This window comes from Nonomuraea sp. ATR24 (assembly GCF_041950485.1).
GTDB lineage: Bacteria > Actinomycetota > Actinomycetes > Streptosporangiales > Streptosporangiaceae > Nonomuraea > Nonomuraea ceibae.
Map to the genome: position 1 here is coordinate 121,301 of NZ_JBGNUU010000020.1, position 16,584 is coordinate 137,884.

Here is a 16,584-nt window from a genome sequence, read left to right on the forward strand (position 1 = left end):
TTCCTTTACTTGAGCCCGCTCTGCGCGACGCTGGCGATGACGTGTTTCTGGGCGAAGACGTAGAGAACGAGGATCGGCACGACGCTGATCACCGAGCCGGCCATGACCACGTCCCACTCGGTGGTGAACTGGCCGTGCAGCGTGGCCAGGCCCAGCGGCAGCGTCATGAACTCGGGCGACTTGATGATGATCAGCGGCCACAGGTAGCTGTTCCAACTGGCCATGAAGCCGAAGATGGCGAAGGTGGCCAGGGCCGGGCGGATGAGCGGCAGGACCACGTACAGAAAGATCCTGAAATGTCCGGCGCCGTCGAGCACGGCCGCCTCGTCGAACTCCCGGGGCACCTGCCGGATCGCCTGCCGCAGCAGGAACACCCCGAACGCCGAGGCGATCGTCGGAGCCAGCAGCGCGAAATAGGTGTCGACCAGGTTGAACATCCGCATCTCGATGAACAGCGGCACCACCAGCACCGGCAGCGGCATCATCAGCGTCGCCAGGTAGACCGCGAACAGCGCCCCCCGCCCCGGGAACGGCAGCCGGGCGAACGCGTACGCGGCCATCGCGCTGGTCACGAGCTGCAGCAGCGTGGACGCCGCGCCGATCCACGCGCTGTTGGCCACGATCCGCCAGAACGGCAGCGTCTCCAGCAGCTTGCCGTAGGCGTCCAGGCTCGCGCCCTCCGGCGTGAAGTCCGGCGGCACCGCCAGCACCGCGTCGCTCGGCGTGATCGAGGTGATGAGCGCCCACGCGAACGGGAACAGCATCACCACCGCGCCCAGCCCCACCGCGAGGTAGCGCAGCGCCCTACCCATAGGTCACCCACCGCTTCTGCCCGCGGATCTGCACGATCGTCACCAGCAGCACGAGCGCGAACAGCAGCCACGACAGCGCCGAGGCCGCCCCCGCCCGGCCGTAACGGAACGTCAGGTCGTAGATCTGCGACACCACCACCTGCGTCGCCCCGCCCGGCCCGCCCCCGGTCATGATCTTGACCTGGTCGAACACCTGGAACCCGTTGATCAGCGAGATCACCACGACGAAGAACGACGACGGCGACAGCAGCGGCAGCGTGATGTGCCGGAACCGGCGCACCGCCGACGCCCCGTCGACCATGGCCGCCTCCTGGTACTCCTTCGGGATCGCCTGCAGCCCCGCCAGCAGGATGATCATCACGAAGCCCAGGTCCTTCCACGCCGAGGCGAGGATCACCGACGGCATCGCCCAGGCCGGATCCGTCCACCAGCCCGGCCCGCTCACCCCGACCAGCCCCAGCGCCCAGTTCACGATCCCGCTCGCCGGGTTCAGCAGCCACTTCCACATCAGCGCCACCACGACCCAGCTCGTGATGACCGGCAGGAAGTAGATCCCGCGCAGCAGGCTCCGGCCCGCCATCGCCCGGTTCAGCAGCAGCGCCAGGCCCAGCCCGCCCAGGTAGACCAGCGGCAGGTAACCGGCGATGAAGTACAGCGTGTGCCCGAACGCCGCCCGCGTCCCCGGCTCGCCGATCAGCTCCACGTAGTTGCCCAGGCCCACCCAGCGCATCTCCGTGATCAGATCCCACTCGTGCAGGCTCGTCCACAGCGACGCCACCATCGGGACCAGCGTGTACAGGGTCAGCGGCACCAGGCTCGGCAGCAGGAACACCGCGACGGTCCCCGCGTGACGCCACCGCCGTCGCGGCGCCCTCCGCCCGTGCGTGGCCCCCGCCTCGGGCGGGGCCGCGGTGAGTGTCATCAGCTCGCTCCCTCTCCGGTACGCGTGCCGCGCGCGAGAACGCCCGCGCGGTCACGGACGGCGCTCACGGCGTGGTCCCGATGAGGCGGGCGCGCACCAGGCGGCCCTGCTCCCCGGCGGCCCCGGCCGCGTCGAACGGCGTCGCCAGCACCAGCGCCGCCGCTCCCTGCGCCCAGCTCGTCTCGTCCCAGCTCTCCACCTCGACCGCGATGTCCCGCCGCCCCGGGTAGAGCTGCGCCCGAAGCGCCCGATCGAACCCCACCTGCCAGAACGGCCAGTCGGCGGTGCCCTCGCCGAGCACCACCACGACCTCCGGGTCCACCACGTTCACCAGCCCGGCCGTGGCCCGCCCCAGGATCTCCCCGGCCTCGGCGAACACCTCCCGCGCCACCGCGTCCCCCCGCACGGCCGCCCGCCCCAACGCCGCCACCGCTCCCAACGCCCCCCCGGCCCCCTCTCCGAGGAGGTCGCCTCCCTTGAAAGGCCCGCTTTCCGCGAAGGGGGCGCCCTCACCGTGGGGTGCGCCCTCCGAGGGGGTGGTGGTCTTGGCCCGGGCGGCGGCGAGGAGGCCGGTGGAGCCGACGAAGGCCTCCAGGCAGCCCCGGGCGCCGCACCCGCACGGCGGCCCGGCGGGGTCCACGCACAGGTGGCCGAACTCGCCGGCGCCACCGCGCGCCCCCCGGTACACGCGCCCGTCGGCGACGATGGCCGCGCCGACGCCGCGCCCGATGGTCAGCACGAGGAAGTCCCGGTGCGTCCGCCCCCTGCCGTACAGCCGTTCGGCCGCCGCGAGCGCGTTGACGTCGTTCTCGACGAGCACGGGCAGGTCGAGCCGCCGCCGCAGCCGTTCGCCGACGGGCATGGCCTGCCACCCCAGTGTGGGCGCGTTGACGGTGCCGACGCCCTGGTCGTCGACGGAGCCTGGCACGCCGACGCCGACGCCGAGCAGCGGCGGCCCCCCGGTGATGGCGGTGAGGACGGAGGAGACGGCGTCGGCGAGGTCGCCGGGCGCGTCGGCGGCCGCGGGATCGAAGGGCCGCACCCAGGACCCGAGCACCTCGCCGTCCAGCCGCACGTCGACGAGGACGAGGTGGTCGGCGGTGACCTTGACGCCGAGGGCGCGCCCGGCGCCGCCGACGAGGCCGAGCCGCTGGGCGGGCCGCCCGCCCCGGGACGGCTTGAGGTCGAGCTCCTCGACCATGCCGTGTCCCATCAGCTCGCGGGTCAGCTGCGTGACGGTCGCGGGGCTGACGTCCAGCTCCCGCGCGATCTCGCTGCGGCTGAGCGGCCCGACGGTGCCGAGCAGGGCGAGGATCGCGGTCCTGGTGAGGTCGCCGCGGTCGCTTCCGGCCATGCCACCACTTTCTTTAGACATAAAGTTAGTGGTGAAGAATATGAGCCCGGGGCCGCCCGCCTGTCAAGGGACAACAGAAAACCCCGGAAGGCGCACGGCCTTCCGGGGTCTGTGTGCGGGGGACTAGGAGGCGTCCCGCGCCTGGTTGCGCAGCGCGCGGCTGACGCCGTCGGCGCCCTCCAGGATGAGCCGGCGCAGCGCCTGCGGCGGCTGCTCGGCGGCCAGGTAGTCGCGGGCGGCCTGGACGGTCGCCTCCTCGATGATCAGCGTCGGGAAGCAGCCGACCGCGAACGTCGACGCCTGGTCGAACGTCCACTCCCGGTAGATCCGCCCCACTTCGGCGAAGTACTTCTCCCGGTACGGCTCCAGCAGCTCGGGGTGGTGCGGGTCCTGGAAGCCGCCGATCGTCGTACGGGCGATGTGGTTGGCCAGCTTGCCGCCGATGATCCGCTCCCAGGCGGCGGCCTTGGCCTCGGCGGTGGGCACGGCGGCCCGGCACTGCGCCGCCGACCGCTCGCCGGTGGCCGTCGGGTCGCGCTTGAGCTCGGCCTCGATGTCGGCCTCGCCGAGCTTGCCGCCCACGACGAGCGCGTTGACCAGGGTCCAGCGCAGGTCGGCGTCGACGGTCAGCCCGTCGGGCACCTCGGAGCCGTCGAGGATGGCCGCCAGCATGGCCAGGTCGGCCTCGGAGGTGGCCACCGGCGCGAACGCCTGGAGGTAGGCGAGCTGGTGGTCGGAGCCGGGCTCGGCGGAGCCGATGAGCGAGCGCAGCGCGTCGGCCAGCAGGGCCAGGCCCTCGCCGCGCCAGGCGGGCTCGGCGTACTGCTGGACGGCCTGCCGGGCCTGCCGCAGCACCGCCTGGAGGACCGTGAGGTCCTTGACGGTGGCGATGCCCGAGATGACCAGCTTGACGTAGTCGCGGGTGGACATCTCGCCGTCGCGGGTCATGTCCCAGGCCGCCGACCAGCACAGCGCGCGCGGCAGCGACTCGGTGAACGCCGCGATGCCGCCGTCGACGAGCGTGCGCAGCGACCGCTCGTCGAGCCGGATCTTGGCGTAGGTGAGGTCGTCGTCGTTGACGAGGACCAGGTCGGGCTGCTCCTCGCCGATCAGCTCGGCCACGGTGGTGCGGGCGCCGACGACGTCCAGCTCGACCCGCTTGGTGCGGGTGAGCGCGCCGTCGCGCAGCGCGTACAGGCCGATCGCGACGCGGTGCGAGCGCAGCGTCGGGTAGTCGGCCGGGGCCTCCTGCAGCACCTCGAAGGAGGTGAAGCGGCCGTCGGCGACCTCGAACGACGGGCGCAGCGTGTTGACCCAGGAGGTCTCCAGCCACTCCTTCGACCACGACGGCAGGTCACGCCCGGAGGTCCGCTCCAGCGCGCCGAGCAGGTCCTTCAGCTCGGTGTTGCCCCAGGCGTGCTCGGCGAAGTAGTCGCGCACCCCGGCCAGGAAGTTGTCCAGCCCGACGTAGGCGACGAGCTGCTTGAGCACCGAGGCGCCCTTGGCGTAGGTGATGCCGTCGAAGTTGACCTCGACGGCCTGCATGTCGGGGATGTCGGCGGCGATCGGGTGGGTGGAGGGAAGCTGGTCCTGGCGGTAGGCCCAGGCCTTCTCCACGTTGGCGAACGTGGTCCACGCGCCGCCGCCCCACCGGGTGGCCTCGGCCTGCGCGAGCACGGACATGTAGGTGGCGAACGACTCGTTCAGCCACAGGTCGTCCCACCAGCGCATGGTGACCAGGTCGCCGAACCACATGTGGGCCATCTCGTGCAGGATGGTCTCGGCGCGCCGCTCGACGACGGCGTCGGTGACGCGGGAGCGGAAGACGTAGTCCTCCAGGAACGTCACGCAGCCGGCGTTCTCCATGGCTCCGGCGTTGAACTCCGGCACGAAGAGCTGGTCGTACTTGCCGAACGGGTAGCGCACGCCGAACACCTTGTGGAAGAAGTCGAACCCCTGCCGGGTGACCTCCAGGATGTTGTCGGCGTCGAGGTGCTCGGCCAGCGAGGCGCGGCAGTAGACGCCCAGCGGGATGCCGTCGTGCTCGGAGGTCACCTTGTGGTACGGGCCCGCGACGAGCGCCGTGATGTAGGTGGACATGACCGGCGTGGCGGGGAACGTCCACTGCTTGGCCCCGTCGCCGGCGGGCTCGACGCTGCCCGCGGCGGCGTTGGAGACGACCTCCCAGCTCTCGGGAGCGCGCACGGCGAGCTGGAAGGTGGCCTTGAGGTCGGGCTGGTCGAAGCAGGCGTACATGCGGTGCGCGTCGGCCGTCTCGAACTGGCTGTGCAGGTAGACGTTCTGGTCGACGGGGTCGACGAAGCGGTGCAGGCCCTCGCCGGTGCGCATGTAGGCGCACTCGGCCTCGACGCGCAGCTCGTTGGCGGCGGCGAGCGAGGGCAGCGGGAAGCGGCCCTGGTCGGCGTCGTAGCTGCCGGGGTCGAGCTCCTCGCCGTTCAGCGTGACCTTGCGCACGCGCGCGCCGTGCAGGTCGACGAAGGTGGAAGCGCCGGGGCTGGTGCTGCCGAAACGGACCGTCGTCACGCTGTCGAAGCGCTCGTCCCCCGTCGTGAGGTCGAGTGCGACCTCGTACGACTCGACCTTCAACAGCCGGGCCCGCTCGCGCGCTTCGTCCCGGGTGAGGTTGCCTGCCAAGTTGCGCTCCTTTTCACCACTTCGTTGGGGTTTGTCGGTATCCTGCCACGCCAGGAATAGGACGCCGACCTCCCCAGGTTATGACCACACATGACTGAGAAGACTCCTGTGGATCTCTGGTTCGATCCTTTCTGCCCGTTCGCCTGGGCGACGTCGCGGTGGCTGGTAGAGGTCGAGAAGGTCCGTCCCGTCGAGGCGCGCTGGCACATCATGAGCCTCAACGTGCTCAACGAGGACAAGGACGTCCCGGAGGCCTATCGGGAGCAGATCGCCAAGGCCATCGGCCCGGTGCGCGTCGTCGCCGCGGCGGCCGCCAAGTACGGCGACCACGTCGTCGGCCCCCTCTACACCGAGCTCGGCACCCGCCTGCACAACCAGCGCGCCATCGACCGGCTCGACGACCTGCGCGCCACCGTCGAGGACGCCCTCGCCGGCGCCGGCCTCGACCGCGAGCTCGCCGCCGCGATGGACTCCGACGCCCACGACGAGGCCGTACGGCGCTCGCACAACGAGGGCATCGGCCTGGTCGGCCAGGACGTCGGCACGCCCGTCATCCGCGTCGGCAGCAACGCGTTCTTCGGCCCGGTGATCAACTCCATCCCCAGGGGCGAGGACGCCGGCCGGCTCTGGGACGGAGTCCTGCTCGTGACCGGCTTCGAGAACTTCTTCGAGCTCAAGCGCACCCGCGACGGCTCGCCGCGCTTCGACTGAACACCCCGCGCCGGTAGAAGAAGCTGCGTCCGGGGGTGGCAGTGCTCATCCCCGGATGAGTGCCCGCCTCGCATTGTGACGCGGAGCACGCCAGGATGGCGTCATGCGTCAGCTTTACATCGGCGGTGCCTGGACCGCCTCCGTCTCGGGAGAAGCCGTCGAGGTCGTCAACCCGGCCACCGAGGAGATCATCGACCGGGTGCCCGCGGGCGCGTCCGGAGACGTCGACGCCGCCGTGCGCGCGGCCGCGCGGGCCTTCCCCGCCTGGTCGTCGCTGCCGCCCGCCGACCGGGCCAAACCGCTGGCCGCCGCGGCCGAGCTGCTCGTGCAGCGCGCCGACGACATCGCCAGGACCATCGCCGCCGACATGGGCTCGCCGCTCGGCTTCGCGCTCAAGGTGCAGACGCTCATGCCCGCCGGCGTCCTCGCCTCCTACGCCCAGCTCGCCGAGACCCACCCGCGCGAGACCCGCGTCGGCAACTCGCTCGTCGTCAAGGAGCCGGTCGGCGTCGTCGCCGCCATCACGCCGTGGAACTACCCGCTGCACCAGATCGTCGCCAAGGTCGCCCCGGCGCTCGCGGCCGGCTGCACGGTCGTGCTCAAGCCCAGCGAGGTCGCCCCGCTGGCCGCCTACGCGCTGGCCGACATCCTGCACGAGGTCGGCCTGCCGCCCGGCGTGTTCAACCTGGTCAGCGGGCGCGGCCCGGTCGTCGGCGAGGCCCTGGCCGCCCACCCGGCCGTCGACCTGGTCTCCTTCACCGGCTCCACGGCGGCCGGCCGCCGGGTCGCCACGCTGGCCGCCGACGGCGTCAAGCGCGTCGCGCTGGAGCTCGGCGGCAAGTCCGCCAACCTCATCCTGCCCGACGCCGACCTCACCGCCGCCGTCAAGGCGGGCGTCGCCAACTGCTTCGTCAACGCCGGCCAGACCTGCTCCGCCTGGTCACGCATGATCGTCCACCGTGACCAGTACGACCAGGCCGTCCGCCTGGCCGTCGAGGCCACCGCCAAGTACACCGTCGGCGACCCGTTCGACGAGGCCACCAGGATCGGCCCGCTCGTCTCCGCCGCCCAGCGCGACCGCGTCGTCCGCTACATCAACCGGGGCCACGAGGAGGGCGCCCGGCTGGTGGCCGGCGGCACCGAGCGCCCGCTGCCCCGCGGCTTCTACGTCGAGCCGACCGTCTTCGCCGCAGTCGAGCCCGGCATGACGATCGAGCAGGAGGAGATCTTCGGCCCGGTTCTGACGATCATCCCCTACACCGCCGAGGACCAGGCCGTCGAGATCGCCAACGGCACCCCGTACGGGCTCGCCGGCGCGGTGTGGGCGGGCACCGAGGAGCGCGCGGTCGCCGTGGCGCGCAGGCTGCGCACCGGGCAGGTGGCCGTCAACGGGGGCCGGTTCAACCCGATGGCCCCCTTCGGCGGCTACAAGCGCTCCGGGATCGGCCGCGAGCTCGGCGAGCACGGCTTGGAGGAGTTCTTCGAGGTCAAGTCGATGCAGCTGTAGGGCTAGTAGAGCCCGCCGGTGGCGCGGATGCTCTGCCCGGTCACCCAGCCGCCGTCCGGCCCGGCCAGGAACGCGATCACCGACGCCACGTCCTCGGGCCGGCCGAGCCGGCCCAGCGAGGTCAGCGCGACCGTCTGGACCAGGGCCTCCGGCGGGTTGGACGAGCGCAGCATGTCGGTGTCGGTCGCGCCGGGCAGCACCGTGTTGGCGGTGATGCCGCGCCCGCCGAGCTCGCGCGCCGCCACCTTGGCGAACTGCTCGACCGCGGCCTTGCTGGCGGCGTAGACGGCCACGCCGGGGGCGGCCAGCTCGGTGTTGAGCGTCGAGACGTTGACGATGCGCCCGCCGTCGCGCATCACCCGGCCCGCCCACTGGATGGCCAGGAACGTCGCGCGGGCGTTGACCGCGAACACCCGCTCGTAGACCTCGTCCGTCACCTCGGAGATCAGCGCCTGGCCGGTCTCCGCCGCGTTGTTGACCAGGATGTCCAGGCCCGGCAGCCGGGCCTCCGCCTCGGCGAACAGCCGCCGCAGGTCGTCCCTGTCCGCCTGGTCGGCCTGGACCGCGTGCGCGCCCGTCTCCTTGGCGACCCGCTCGGCCGCCTCCCTGTCATGGCGATAGCTGAACACCACGCTCGCCCCGTCGGACGTCAGCCGCTCCACGACCGCTCTGCCGATGCCGCGTGAGCCGCCCGTCACCAGTGCGCCCTTGCCGGAAAGCACAGTCATACGGCCAACTTACGCCTTTTGCATGATCTTGCGAGCCTCGTTCTTCGGCAGCCGGTCGACGTACAGCTTGCCGCCGAGGTGGTCGGTCTCGTGCTGGAAGCAGCGCGCCAGCGAGCCCCTGGCGGTGATCCGCACCGGCCGCTCCAGCCGGTCGACCCCCTCGACCGTCACCCCGGACGCCCTGGCCACCGGCGCGTAGATCGGGCTGCCGGTCCGCCGGTCGGGCACCGACAGGCAGCCCTCCTCGTCGAGGACCTCCGCCGGGTCGTCCACGGTCAGCACCGGGTTGATGAGATGACCCTTGCGCCCGCTGATGTCATAGACGAACAGCCGCCGCGAGACGCCGATCTGCGGACCGGCCAGGCCCACCCCGTCGACCGCGTACATGGCCTGGAACATGTCGTCGATCAGCTTGCGCAGCTCGCGGTCGAACGCCTCGACGGGCTCGGCGGGCGTGCGCAGGACCGGGTCGCCGATCGAACGGATCTCGCGCATGGCGGCTCCTCTCGTAAGGACTACTGGGCGGTGCTGACCCTTACTCTAGCGAGCGGGCGCGGGCCAGGAGCCGCGTCGGCCGGGCTGTGGAAGACTGGTGGCGTGCGTGTCTACATCGGTGCCGACCATGCCGGCTATGAGCTCAAGAACCATCTCGTGTCCTGGTTGAAGGACCACGGGCACGAGGTGACCGACTGCGGTCCCTTCGTCTACGACGCCGAGGACGACTACCCGGCGTTCTGCCTTCGGGCCGCGGAGGGCGTGGCCGGCGACCCGGGCAGCCTCGGCGTGGTCATCGGCGGCTCGGGCAACGGCGAGCAGATCGCCGCCAACAAGGTGCGCGGCATCCGGGCCGCGCTCGCCTGGAGCGACGACACGGCCCGCCTGGCCCGCGAGCACAACAACGCCAACGTGATCGCCGTGGGCGCGCGCATGCACTCGGCCGACGAGGCCACCAGTTTCGTCGAGACGTTCCTGGCCACCTCGTTCTCCGGCAGCGAGCGCCACAGCCGCCGCATCGCCCAGCTGGAGACGTACGAGACCATCGGCCAGCTCCCGTCGCTGCCCCAGGAGTAGCACCGAGGGCGGCTAGGAGCGGCGCCGGGCCTCGCGTCTGGGCGTCTCGTCACGCAGGGGCCGCCGGTCGGCGGCCTCCTGCTGCTCCTTCGACGGGCGCGACACGTCGCGCGCCCGCATCGCGGTGATCGCGGTGATCTGCAAGCTCTGCAGGGCCATGCCCCCGACCCTACGTCAGAACGTCAGCCCCGCCCACGGCTTCGGGCTCCACGACATCGCCGTCGTCAGTGCCCGCACCGCGCCCGGGGTGCGCTCCTCCAGCAGCCCCGCCGCGTGCTGCTCGGCCAGCGCGCCGTCGCCCAGGTAGGCGGAGCCCAGCGACGCGACCTTGAGCACCAGGTCCGGCTCGTCGTCCACCGGCTTGCACGCGGCCCCCGAGGTGTCGGCGGTCAGCCGCCAGCGGCGGGCGTTCCACGGGCACACGTCGTCCTCGACCTCGATCACCACGTCGACCGGCGCCGCGTAGGAGCGCGAGGCCAGCGCCTCGGCCACGTCGACCAGGCGCACCCACAGCTCATCCGTCCAGCGGGCGCGCAGCCGGCGCGAGTCGGCCATCAGCGCGAACAGCGGGTCGTCCACCGGCCGGCTCTCGACGACCACCCTCGCGACCAGGTCACGGTCGAGGACGCTGCGCCACAGCAGCGCGCAGGCGGCCGGATCGGCGGCGAACAGCTCGTGCAGCTTCAGCTCCCCGTCGGGCACGCCGCTGGAGTCCATGCCGGGCCTGATCCGGAACGTCGCGTAGCCGCGCACCCCCTGGTCGTCCTCGGCGATCACCGAGCGGAGCGCGCCCGCGCCCTGCTGGTCGAACTCCTCGTCGGCCAGCGCCGCGTCCCAGAACTCCGCCCGGCGCTCGTACATCCCCGGACGCCGGGGCGACACGGCGGCGAACAGCGCCTCGAAGTCGCCGCGCGCCTCGGCGGGCCTGACCACCCGCAGCCGCAGCGACGGGTCCTGCGGCGCGTCGCGCACGAACGCCGAGCCGGCCCTGTCGATGGTGAACGACATCAGCTCCGCCGCCCTGCCGTAGCCGAACCGGCCGTAGATGGGCGCCTCGGAGGCGTAGAGCGCGGCCACCGACTCGCCACGCTCGCGCACGTCGGCGAGCTGCCTGCGCATCAGCGACGACAGCACGCCACGGCGGCGGTGCGAGGGGAGCACGCTGACCGCGGTCACCCCCGCGACCGGGAGCACCCTGCCGGGAACCGTCATCCGCAGGCTGTACACCCCCGTGCAGCCCACGATGGTGTCGCCGTCGAACGCCGCGAGCGTGCGGTCGAACTCGGTCTGCTTCTTCCAGCGGTCCAGCTGGCGGGGATGCGGGGTCCAGCCGAACCCCTCGCCCAGCACGTCGGAGAACGCCGGCCACTCGGCCTCGGCTATCGGGCGGATCTGAAACGTCATCCGTCCACCGTACGAGGCGCCGCCGCGCCTCGGCCACCGGGTATCCGGTCCCGATGATCAAGGCTCTGGTCAAGTGGGCTGCCCAAACATGGTCCAGACCGATACAGTCAGGCGCATCATGAGTTCCCGTCCGGCGCCGCTGATCCCGCCACGGCTCCGCGCCCTGCTCGTGCGGGTGCCGCTGCTGGTGCAGGCCGTACGGCTGGTGCGGCGCCCGCTGGCCCGCGACCGCAACCTGCTCCTCACGCTGACCGTGGTGTCGCTGGTGATCGGGCTGCTGGCCGCCGAGGTGTCCACGGAGTGGTTCTCGCCGTCGCTGCTCATCCTCGTCACCCTCGTGGGCGGGCTGCAACTGCGGCTGCGCAGCCTGGTCAAGCTGCTCGTCGCCGTGGCCGTCGCGCTCGGCTACGTGGCCACGCAGCTCGGCCCGGGCAGCGTCGGGCTCGGCCTGCTCGTGACGATCGGCTTCACCACGGTGCTGGCCGTGCTCATGGCCCGCACCCGGGGCAAGCTCGGCGTGCAGGGACTGCGCGGCGACGCGATGCTGCTGGAGCTGCGCGACCGGCTCAGGAGCCAGGGCGAGCTGCCGCCGCTGCCCAAGGACTGGGGCGGCAAGGTGGTGCTCAAGCAGGCGGGCGGCTCCTCGTTCGGCGGCGACTTCCTGGTGTCGCTGCGCGACGGCGACCGGGTCGACATCGCGCTCGTCGACGTGTCCGGCAAGGGCGTCGACGCCGGCACCAGGGCACTGCTGCTGTCGGGCACGTTCGGCGGGCTGCTCGGCTCCGTCGACGACTTCCTGCCCGCGTGCAACGCCTACCTGCACCGCCAGCGCGGCGACGAGGGCTTCGTCACCGCCGTGCACGTCCGGCTCGACCTGGCCACCGGCGACTACACGATCACCTCGGCCGGGCATCCGCCGGTCGTCAAGTTCGACGCCGGGACCGGCAACTGGCAGGTCGCCTCCGCCAAGGGCGTGGTGCTCGGCGTGGTGCCCGACCTGCACTGCGAGCCCGACAGCGGCACCCTGCGCAAGGGCGACGCGCTGCTGCTCTACACCGACGGGCTCATCGAGCAGCCGGGCCGCGACATCGACGCCGGGCTCGACCGGCTGCTGGGCGAGGCCGAGCGGCTGCTGCCCTCCGGGTTCCGCGACGGCGCCAGGGCTCTGGTCAACGCCATGGCCTCGGGCCACAACGACGACTGCGCGCTGGTGCTCATCTGGCGCCCGTAGTGACGAATCACACGGGTGCGGTCGTGATCGCGGTCACTGGCCGCCGGCCCGGCATCCTGAGATCGTCATAGAGTCGCGGGCTCCGGGGGAACGGCGCGGCTCCTCCGGGGCCCGCCCGCACACCACCAGCCCGCTCACAGCCAGCCCGAGTCGCTGGCGATGCGCACCGCGTCGACCCGGTTGCGCGCGCCGGTCTTGCACATGATCCGCGACAGGTGGTTGCGCACGGTTCCCACCGACAGGAAGAGCTCGTCGGCGATCTCCGCCGACCGGGCGCCGCCCGCCGCGATCCGCAGCACGTCGATCTCCCGCCTGGTCAACGGATTGACCGGCGACTGCAGGGCGGCCACGGCCAGCTCGGCGTCGATCGCCCGGCCGCCCGCCGCGATCCGCCGCAACCCCTCGGCGAGCTGCTCCGGCGCCACGTCGAGCGTCATGAACCCGCGGGCGTGCGCCGCCAGCGCCCCGCGCACCTGCCCCGGATGCGGCTGGGCCGACAGGATCAGCACCGCGCACCCGGGCGCCTTCTCCCGCAGCGCCTCCGCAGCGCCCAGCCCGCCCACGCCCGGCAGGTCGGCGTCGACCACCGCCGCATCCGGCTCGCACTCCAGCGCGCGAGGCAGCACGTCCTCGGCGCTCGCCACCTCCGCGACCACCCGCAGGTCCGGCTCGGCCTCCAGCGAGGCCACCAGACCACGCCGCACCAGCGCCAGATGCTCGGCGACCAGGATCCGGATCAAATCGCTCCCTCCGTCACGTCCCAGGGTGATCGTCCGACTGCGGACTGTCAACGGCGGTTCATGCGCAGCCCCCGTCCAGGTGTGCGGAGTTCGACTACCCTTGGGTAGGTCGGGATTTCCGTCTTCCCTGGAGCGCGCGTACATGGATTGGCTCTTCGTCGCGGGCATCGTCATCTTCTTCATCGGACTGATGGCGTCCATCGCGCTGCACGAGGTCGGCCATCTCGTGCCCGCCAAGCTCTTCGGCGTCCGCGTGACGCAGTACATGGTCGGCTTCGGCTCCACCGCCTGGTCCTGGCGTCGTGGCGAGACCGAGTACGGCATCAAGTGGCTGCCGCTCGGCGGCTACATCCGCATGATCGGCATGCTGCCGCCCCGGCCCGGCGACGACCCGACCAAGCTGCGCGGCAGCTCGACGGGCCCGTTCCAGAGCCTCATCGAGACCGCCAGGGAGGCCGCCCAGGAAGAGGTGCGCCCGGGCGACGAGGAGCGGGTCTTCTACCGGAAGAAGTGGTGGCAGAAGGTCATCATCATGTCCGGCGGCCCGGCGATGAACTTCGTGCTCGCCTTCGTCCTCTACACGCTGCTGTTCGTCGGCATCGGCATGCCCACGCTGGTGCCGGTGGTCTCGCCCGACACCACCACGTGCGTGATCCCGGTCAGCGAGCAGCGCACCGAGTGCCGGCCCGGCGACCAGGCGACGCCCGCGGCGAAGGCCAAGCTCAAGGTCGGTGACCAGCTCGTCTCCTTCGACGGCCAGAAGATCGGCTCGTGGGCCGACGCGACCCGGCTGATCCGCTCCCACGGCGCGGGCGAGGTGGCGCTCGGCATCGTGCGCGACGGGAAGCCGATGACGCTCGACGTCACGCTCATCGCCCAGGACCGGCCCAAGCCCGACGACCCCAAGGTGATCGAGAAGAACGTCGGCTTCCTCGGCGTCATGCCCACCGAGGTCATGCAGCAGCAGAGCATCGGCGCGGTCGCCGGTCACATGGCCGAGCTCACGGGCAGGGTGGCGCAGTCGCTGGTCAACCTGCCGGAGAAGATGGTCGGCGTGTGGCACGCCGCCTTCTCCGGCGAGGAACGCGACCCCGAGGGCCCGGTCGGCGTCGTCGGCGCCGGGCGGATGGGCGGCGAGATCCTCGCCTCCGACCTGACCGGCATCCAGAAGTTCCACATCTTCGTCAACCTGCTGGCCGGCTTCAACCTGGCGATCGGCATGTTCAACCTGATCCCGCTGCTGCCGCTCGACGGCGGCCACATCGCGGGCGGCCTGTGGGAGGGCCTCAAGCGGGCCTACGCCCGGGTCCGCCGCCGCCCCGAGCCCGCGTACGTGGACATCGCCAAGGTGCTGCCGCTCACCTACGCGCTCGCCTTCGTCATGATCATCATGGCCGGGCTGCTGGTCTACGCCGACCTGATCAACCCGCTGAGGCTCACCGGATGACCGCGGGCCCGCTCGACGAGCTCCGGCGGCTGTGCCTCGCGCTGCCGGAGACGACCGAGCGGCTCAGCCACGGCGAGCCCACCTGGTTCGTGCGGGGCAAGAAGACGTTCGTCATGTTCGCCGACCACCACCACGACGACCGCCTCGCGTTCTGGTGCGCGGCCCCGCCCGGCGTCCAGCAGGAGCTGGTGGCCGAGGACCCGGCCCGCTTCTTCCGGCCCCCGTACGTGGGCCATCGCGGCTGGCTGGGCGTCTTCCTGGACGTGGACGTCGACTGGGCGGAGATCGGCGAGATCGTCGCCGACGCCTACCGGCAGGTCGCGCCCAAGTCCCTCATCGAGCGGATGCCACCGGCCGGCTGAGCACCCGGGCGACCTGGTCGGGGTGGGTGAGCTGCGGATAGTGCCCGGCTCCGGCGATCTCGGTCATCGGATGCCCCGGGTCGGCCGTCAGCGGGTCGGCCGAGCCCGTCACGATCTCGACGGGCACCCGCACCCGTGTCAGCAGCGCCCGCGTGGCGTCCCGCGCGGCCGACGCCGCCCGCAGCGCCGCGACCACGCGCCGCGCCACCCCCGGGCGGCGCAGGTCCAGCGCGGCGCTCGCCACCTCCGGCCCTTCCGGCACGCCCAGCGTGGCCGCCAGCCGGGCGGCGGACATGCGGCGCAGCAGGGGCGCGGCCACGGCCGAACGCGCCGCCCACGACGCCGGAGCCTGGAGGAACGCCGGCGCCACGAGCACGAGCCCGCCCACCCGCTCGGGATGCTCGACCGCGAACCGCAGCGCGGGCCCGCAGGCCAGCGAGTGCGCCACCAGCGTCGGCCGCGTCCGCACGCTGCCCATCAGCGCGGCCAGCCACGCCTCCACCGGCCGGTCAGAAGGCGCGGACCGCCCCAGCCCGGGCAGATCGGGCGCGAGAACCGGCTCCGGCAGCAGGGCGGCCACCCGCGCCCACACGTCGGCGTTCACCGGCAGCCCGTGCAGCAGCACGTGCCCGGGGTCGCGGGCGTCCCCCATCACCCACGTACGGTCCCGGAACCCGTACGGGCGCAGGCACGGCGTCGCCGCGCCGAAGCGGGCCGCCACCAGGTCGTCCGCCCACGCGCGCAGGGCGTCGGCCACCGGCGGCATCTCCAGGCCGGCCCGGGCGGCGAGGGCGCGGGCCGAGGCCGTCGGATAGCGGTCCGACGACAGGAACGACAGCGTCTCCGGATCGGCGCCGGTGAGCGCCCGCGGCAGCCGCCGCACCAGGCCGACGGGGATCGTCCGGCGCGGCGCGCGCACGCCGAGGTGCCGGGCGACCAGGCCGATCAGCTCGGGCAGCGGCGGCGTGTCGTCGTCGAGCACCCAGTGGTCCTCGCCCGCCGGGGCGGCGGGGATCTCCGCCAGGAAGCGCGTGAAGTAGTCCATCGTGACGACCGGCAGGAAGACGTCCGGGCCGCCGGGCAGCGCCGGGAGCCGCCCGTTCCACAGGTCGCCGACGAGGGAGGCCAGGCCGAGGTGCTGGCCGGGGCCGATCACCGTGCTGGGGTTGGCGACGGTCAGCGGGACGCCCAGCTCGCGCGCCCTGGCATGAACGGCGAGGTCGGCCTCGGCCTTGGACGCCTCGTACGCGCCCAGCCGGGCGTAGTCGGGGCGGACGCCGCTCACCCGGTAGCCGCTGATGTGCACGAGCCGTCGCAGGCGGGGGAGCGTGGCGGCCCATTCGAGCACGTGGAGCGCCCCGGTCACGTTCACGGCGCGAGCCTCCTCGACGCCGAGGCCGAACGCGAAGCGCGCCGCGGCGTTGTAGACGTCGCGTGCCTGGGGGAGTCCGGTGAGCGGGCGGGTGAGGTCGGCGGTGACGACGTTCAGCCCGCCGGTGGCGACGCCCCGCTCGGCCAGCCACGGGGTGAGGGTGTCGGTCCGCACGGCCGCCGCCACCCGCTGCCCGCGGCCCAGCAGCTCGGCGACGAGTGCCCGGCCGACGAAGCCGGTCGCGCCGAAGACGATCGCATCCAAGGGA

Annotated in this window: 16 protein-coding genes; 6 read left to right on the forward strand and 10 right to left on the reverse strand. The window is 72.5% G+C overall.

Going from position 1 to position 16,584, the window contains the following annotated elements; all coding sequences use genetic code 11:
- Nucleotides 1–5: 5 nt before the first annotated feature.
- The 4 genes from ACBI99_RS36085 to pepN form a co-directional block, all read right to left on the reverse strand.
- A complete protein-coding gene (locus ACBI99_RS36085; protein WP_219519792.1) occupies nucleotides 6–812 on the reverse strand; it encodes a carbohydrate ABC transporter permease in 807 nt (268 codons plus the stop codon).
- Nucleotides 805–1,734, reverse strand: coding sequence for a carbohydrate ABC transporter permease (locus tag ACBI99_RS36090; RefSeq protein ID WP_375074506.1), 930 nt, complete (start codon nucleotides 1,732–1,734; stop codon nucleotides 805–807). The genes ACBI99_RS36085 and ACBI99_RS36090 overlap by 8 nt, the downstream gene beginning before the upstream one ends.
- Before the next feature lie 64 nt (nucleotides 1,735–1,798).
- Nucleotides 1,799–3,088 (reverse strand): ROK family protein, encoded by a 1,290-nt coding sequence (locus ACBI99_RS36095; protein WP_375074507.1) that lies wholly within the window; start codon nucleotides 3,086–3,088, stop codon nucleotides 1,799–1,801.
- Between the two features lie 123 nt (nucleotides 3,089–3,211).
- Entirely contained in the window at nucleotides 3,212–5,743 is a 2,532-nt protein-coding gene (gene pepN, locus ACBI99_RS36100) for an aminopeptidase N (RefSeq protein ID WP_375074508.1), read from the reverse strand.
- Between the two features lie 90 nt (nucleotides 5,744–5,833).
- On the opposite strand from pepN, the gene ACBI99_RS36105 reads away from it, so the two are divergent.
- Both ACBI99_RS36105 and ACBI99_RS36110 read left to right on the forward strand, forming a co-directional pair.
- Entirely contained in the window at nucleotides 5,834–6,454 is a 621-nt protein-coding gene (locus ACBI99_RS36105) for a DsbA family protein (protein ID WP_219520008.1), read from the forward strand.
- A 103-nt stretch (nucleotides 6,455–6,557) separates the two neighbouring features.
- Nucleotides 6,558–7,961 carry an aldehyde dehydrogenase family protein gene (locus ACBI99_RS36110; protein WP_375074509.1) on the forward strand — a complete coding sequence of 468 codons (1,404 nt, stop codon included), beginning with the start codon at nucleotides 6,558–6,560 and terminating at the stop codon, nucleotides 7,959–7,961.
- Between the two features lie 2 nt (nucleotides 7,962–7,963).
- On the opposite strand, the gene ACBI99_RS36115 is transcribed toward ACBI99_RS36110, so the two are convergent.
- Together ACBI99_RS36115 and def are read right to left on the reverse strand one after the other, a co-directional pair.
- Nucleotides 7,964–8,689, reverse strand: a complete 726-nt coding sequence (locus ACBI99_RS36115) for an SDR family oxidoreductase (protein WP_375074510.1) — start codon at nucleotides 8,687–8,689, stop codon at nucleotides 7,964–7,966.
- A gap of 9 nt (nucleotides 8,690–8,698) precedes the next feature.
- Entirely contained in the window at nucleotides 8,699–9,184 is a 486-nt protein-coding gene (def, locus tag ACBI99_RS36120; protein WP_375074511.1) for a peptide deformylase, read from the reverse strand.
- Between the two features lie 102 nt (nucleotides 9,185–9,286).
- On the opposite strand from def, the gene ACBI99_RS36125 reads away from it, so the two are divergent.
- Nucleotides 9,287–9,760, forward strand: coding sequence for a ribose-5-phosphate isomerase (locus ACBI99_RS36125; protein WP_219515936.1), 474 nt, complete (start codon nucleotides 9,287–9,289; stop codon nucleotides 9,758–9,760).
- Nucleotides 9,761–9,772: 12 nt separating this feature from the next.
- On the opposite strand, the gene ACBI99_RS36130 is transcribed toward ACBI99_RS36125, so the two are convergent.
- Together ACBI99_RS36130 and ACBI99_RS36135 are read right to left on the reverse strand one after the other, a co-directional pair.
- Nucleotides 9,773–9,919 (reverse strand): hypothetical protein, encoded by a 147-nt coding sequence (locus ACBI99_RS36130; RefSeq protein WP_219515938.1) that lies wholly within the window; start codon nucleotides 9,917–9,919, stop codon nucleotides 9,773–9,775.
- A 15-nt stretch (nucleotides 9,920–9,934) separates the two neighbouring features.
- On the reverse strand, nucleotides 9,935–11,164 hold the full coding sequence (locus tag ACBI99_RS36135) for a GNAT family N-acetyltransferase (protein ID WP_375074512.1): 1,230 nt from the start codon (nucleotides 11,162–11,164) through the stop codon (nucleotides 9,935–9,937).
- Nucleotides 11,165–11,282: 118 nt separating this feature from the next.
- Between ACBI99_RS36135 and ACBI99_RS36140 the strand changes: the two genes are divergently transcribed.
- On the forward strand, nucleotides 11,283–12,395 hold the full coding sequence (locus ACBI99_RS36140) for a PP2C family protein-serine/threonine phosphatase (protein ID WP_219515955.1): 1,113 nt from the start codon (nucleotides 11,283–11,285) through the stop codon (nucleotides 12,393–12,395).
- A 134-nt stretch (nucleotides 12,396–12,529) separates the two neighbouring features.
- On the opposite strand, the gene ACBI99_RS36145 is transcribed toward ACBI99_RS36140, so the two are convergent.
- Nucleotides 12,530–13,135, reverse strand: coding sequence for a response regulator transcription factor (locus ACBI99_RS36145; protein ID WP_219515962.1), 606 nt, complete (start codon nucleotides 13,133–13,135; stop codon nucleotides 12,530–12,532).
- Nucleotides 13,136–13,277: 142 nt separating this feature from the next.
- Between ACBI99_RS36145 and ACBI99_RS36150 the strand changes: the two genes are divergently transcribed.
- Complete coding sequence (locus tag ACBI99_RS36150; protein WP_219515970.1) at nucleotides 13,278–14,582, forward strand: RIP metalloprotease; 1,305 nt, start codon at nucleotides 13,278–13,280, stop codon at nucleotides 14,580–14,582.
- A complete protein-coding gene (locus tag ACBI99_RS36155; protein WP_357590185.1) occupies nucleotides 14,579–14,944 on the forward strand; it encodes an MmcQ/YjbR family DNA-binding protein in 366 nt (121 codons plus the stop codon). Before ACBI99_RS36150 ends, ACBI99_RS36155 begins: the two co-directional genes overlap by 4 nt.
- Here ACBI99_RS36155 and ACBI99_RS36160 read toward each other — a convergent pair.
- Nucleotides 14,916–16,580, reverse strand: coding sequence for an alpha/beta fold hydrolase (locus ACBI99_RS36160; protein WP_375074513.1), 1,665 nt, complete (start codon nucleotides 16,578–16,580; stop codon nucleotides 14,916–14,918). The two genes, ACBI99_RS36155 and ACBI99_RS36160, sit on opposite strands and share 29 nt — an antisense overlap.
- Nucleotides 16,581–16,584: the final 4 nt, after the last annotated feature.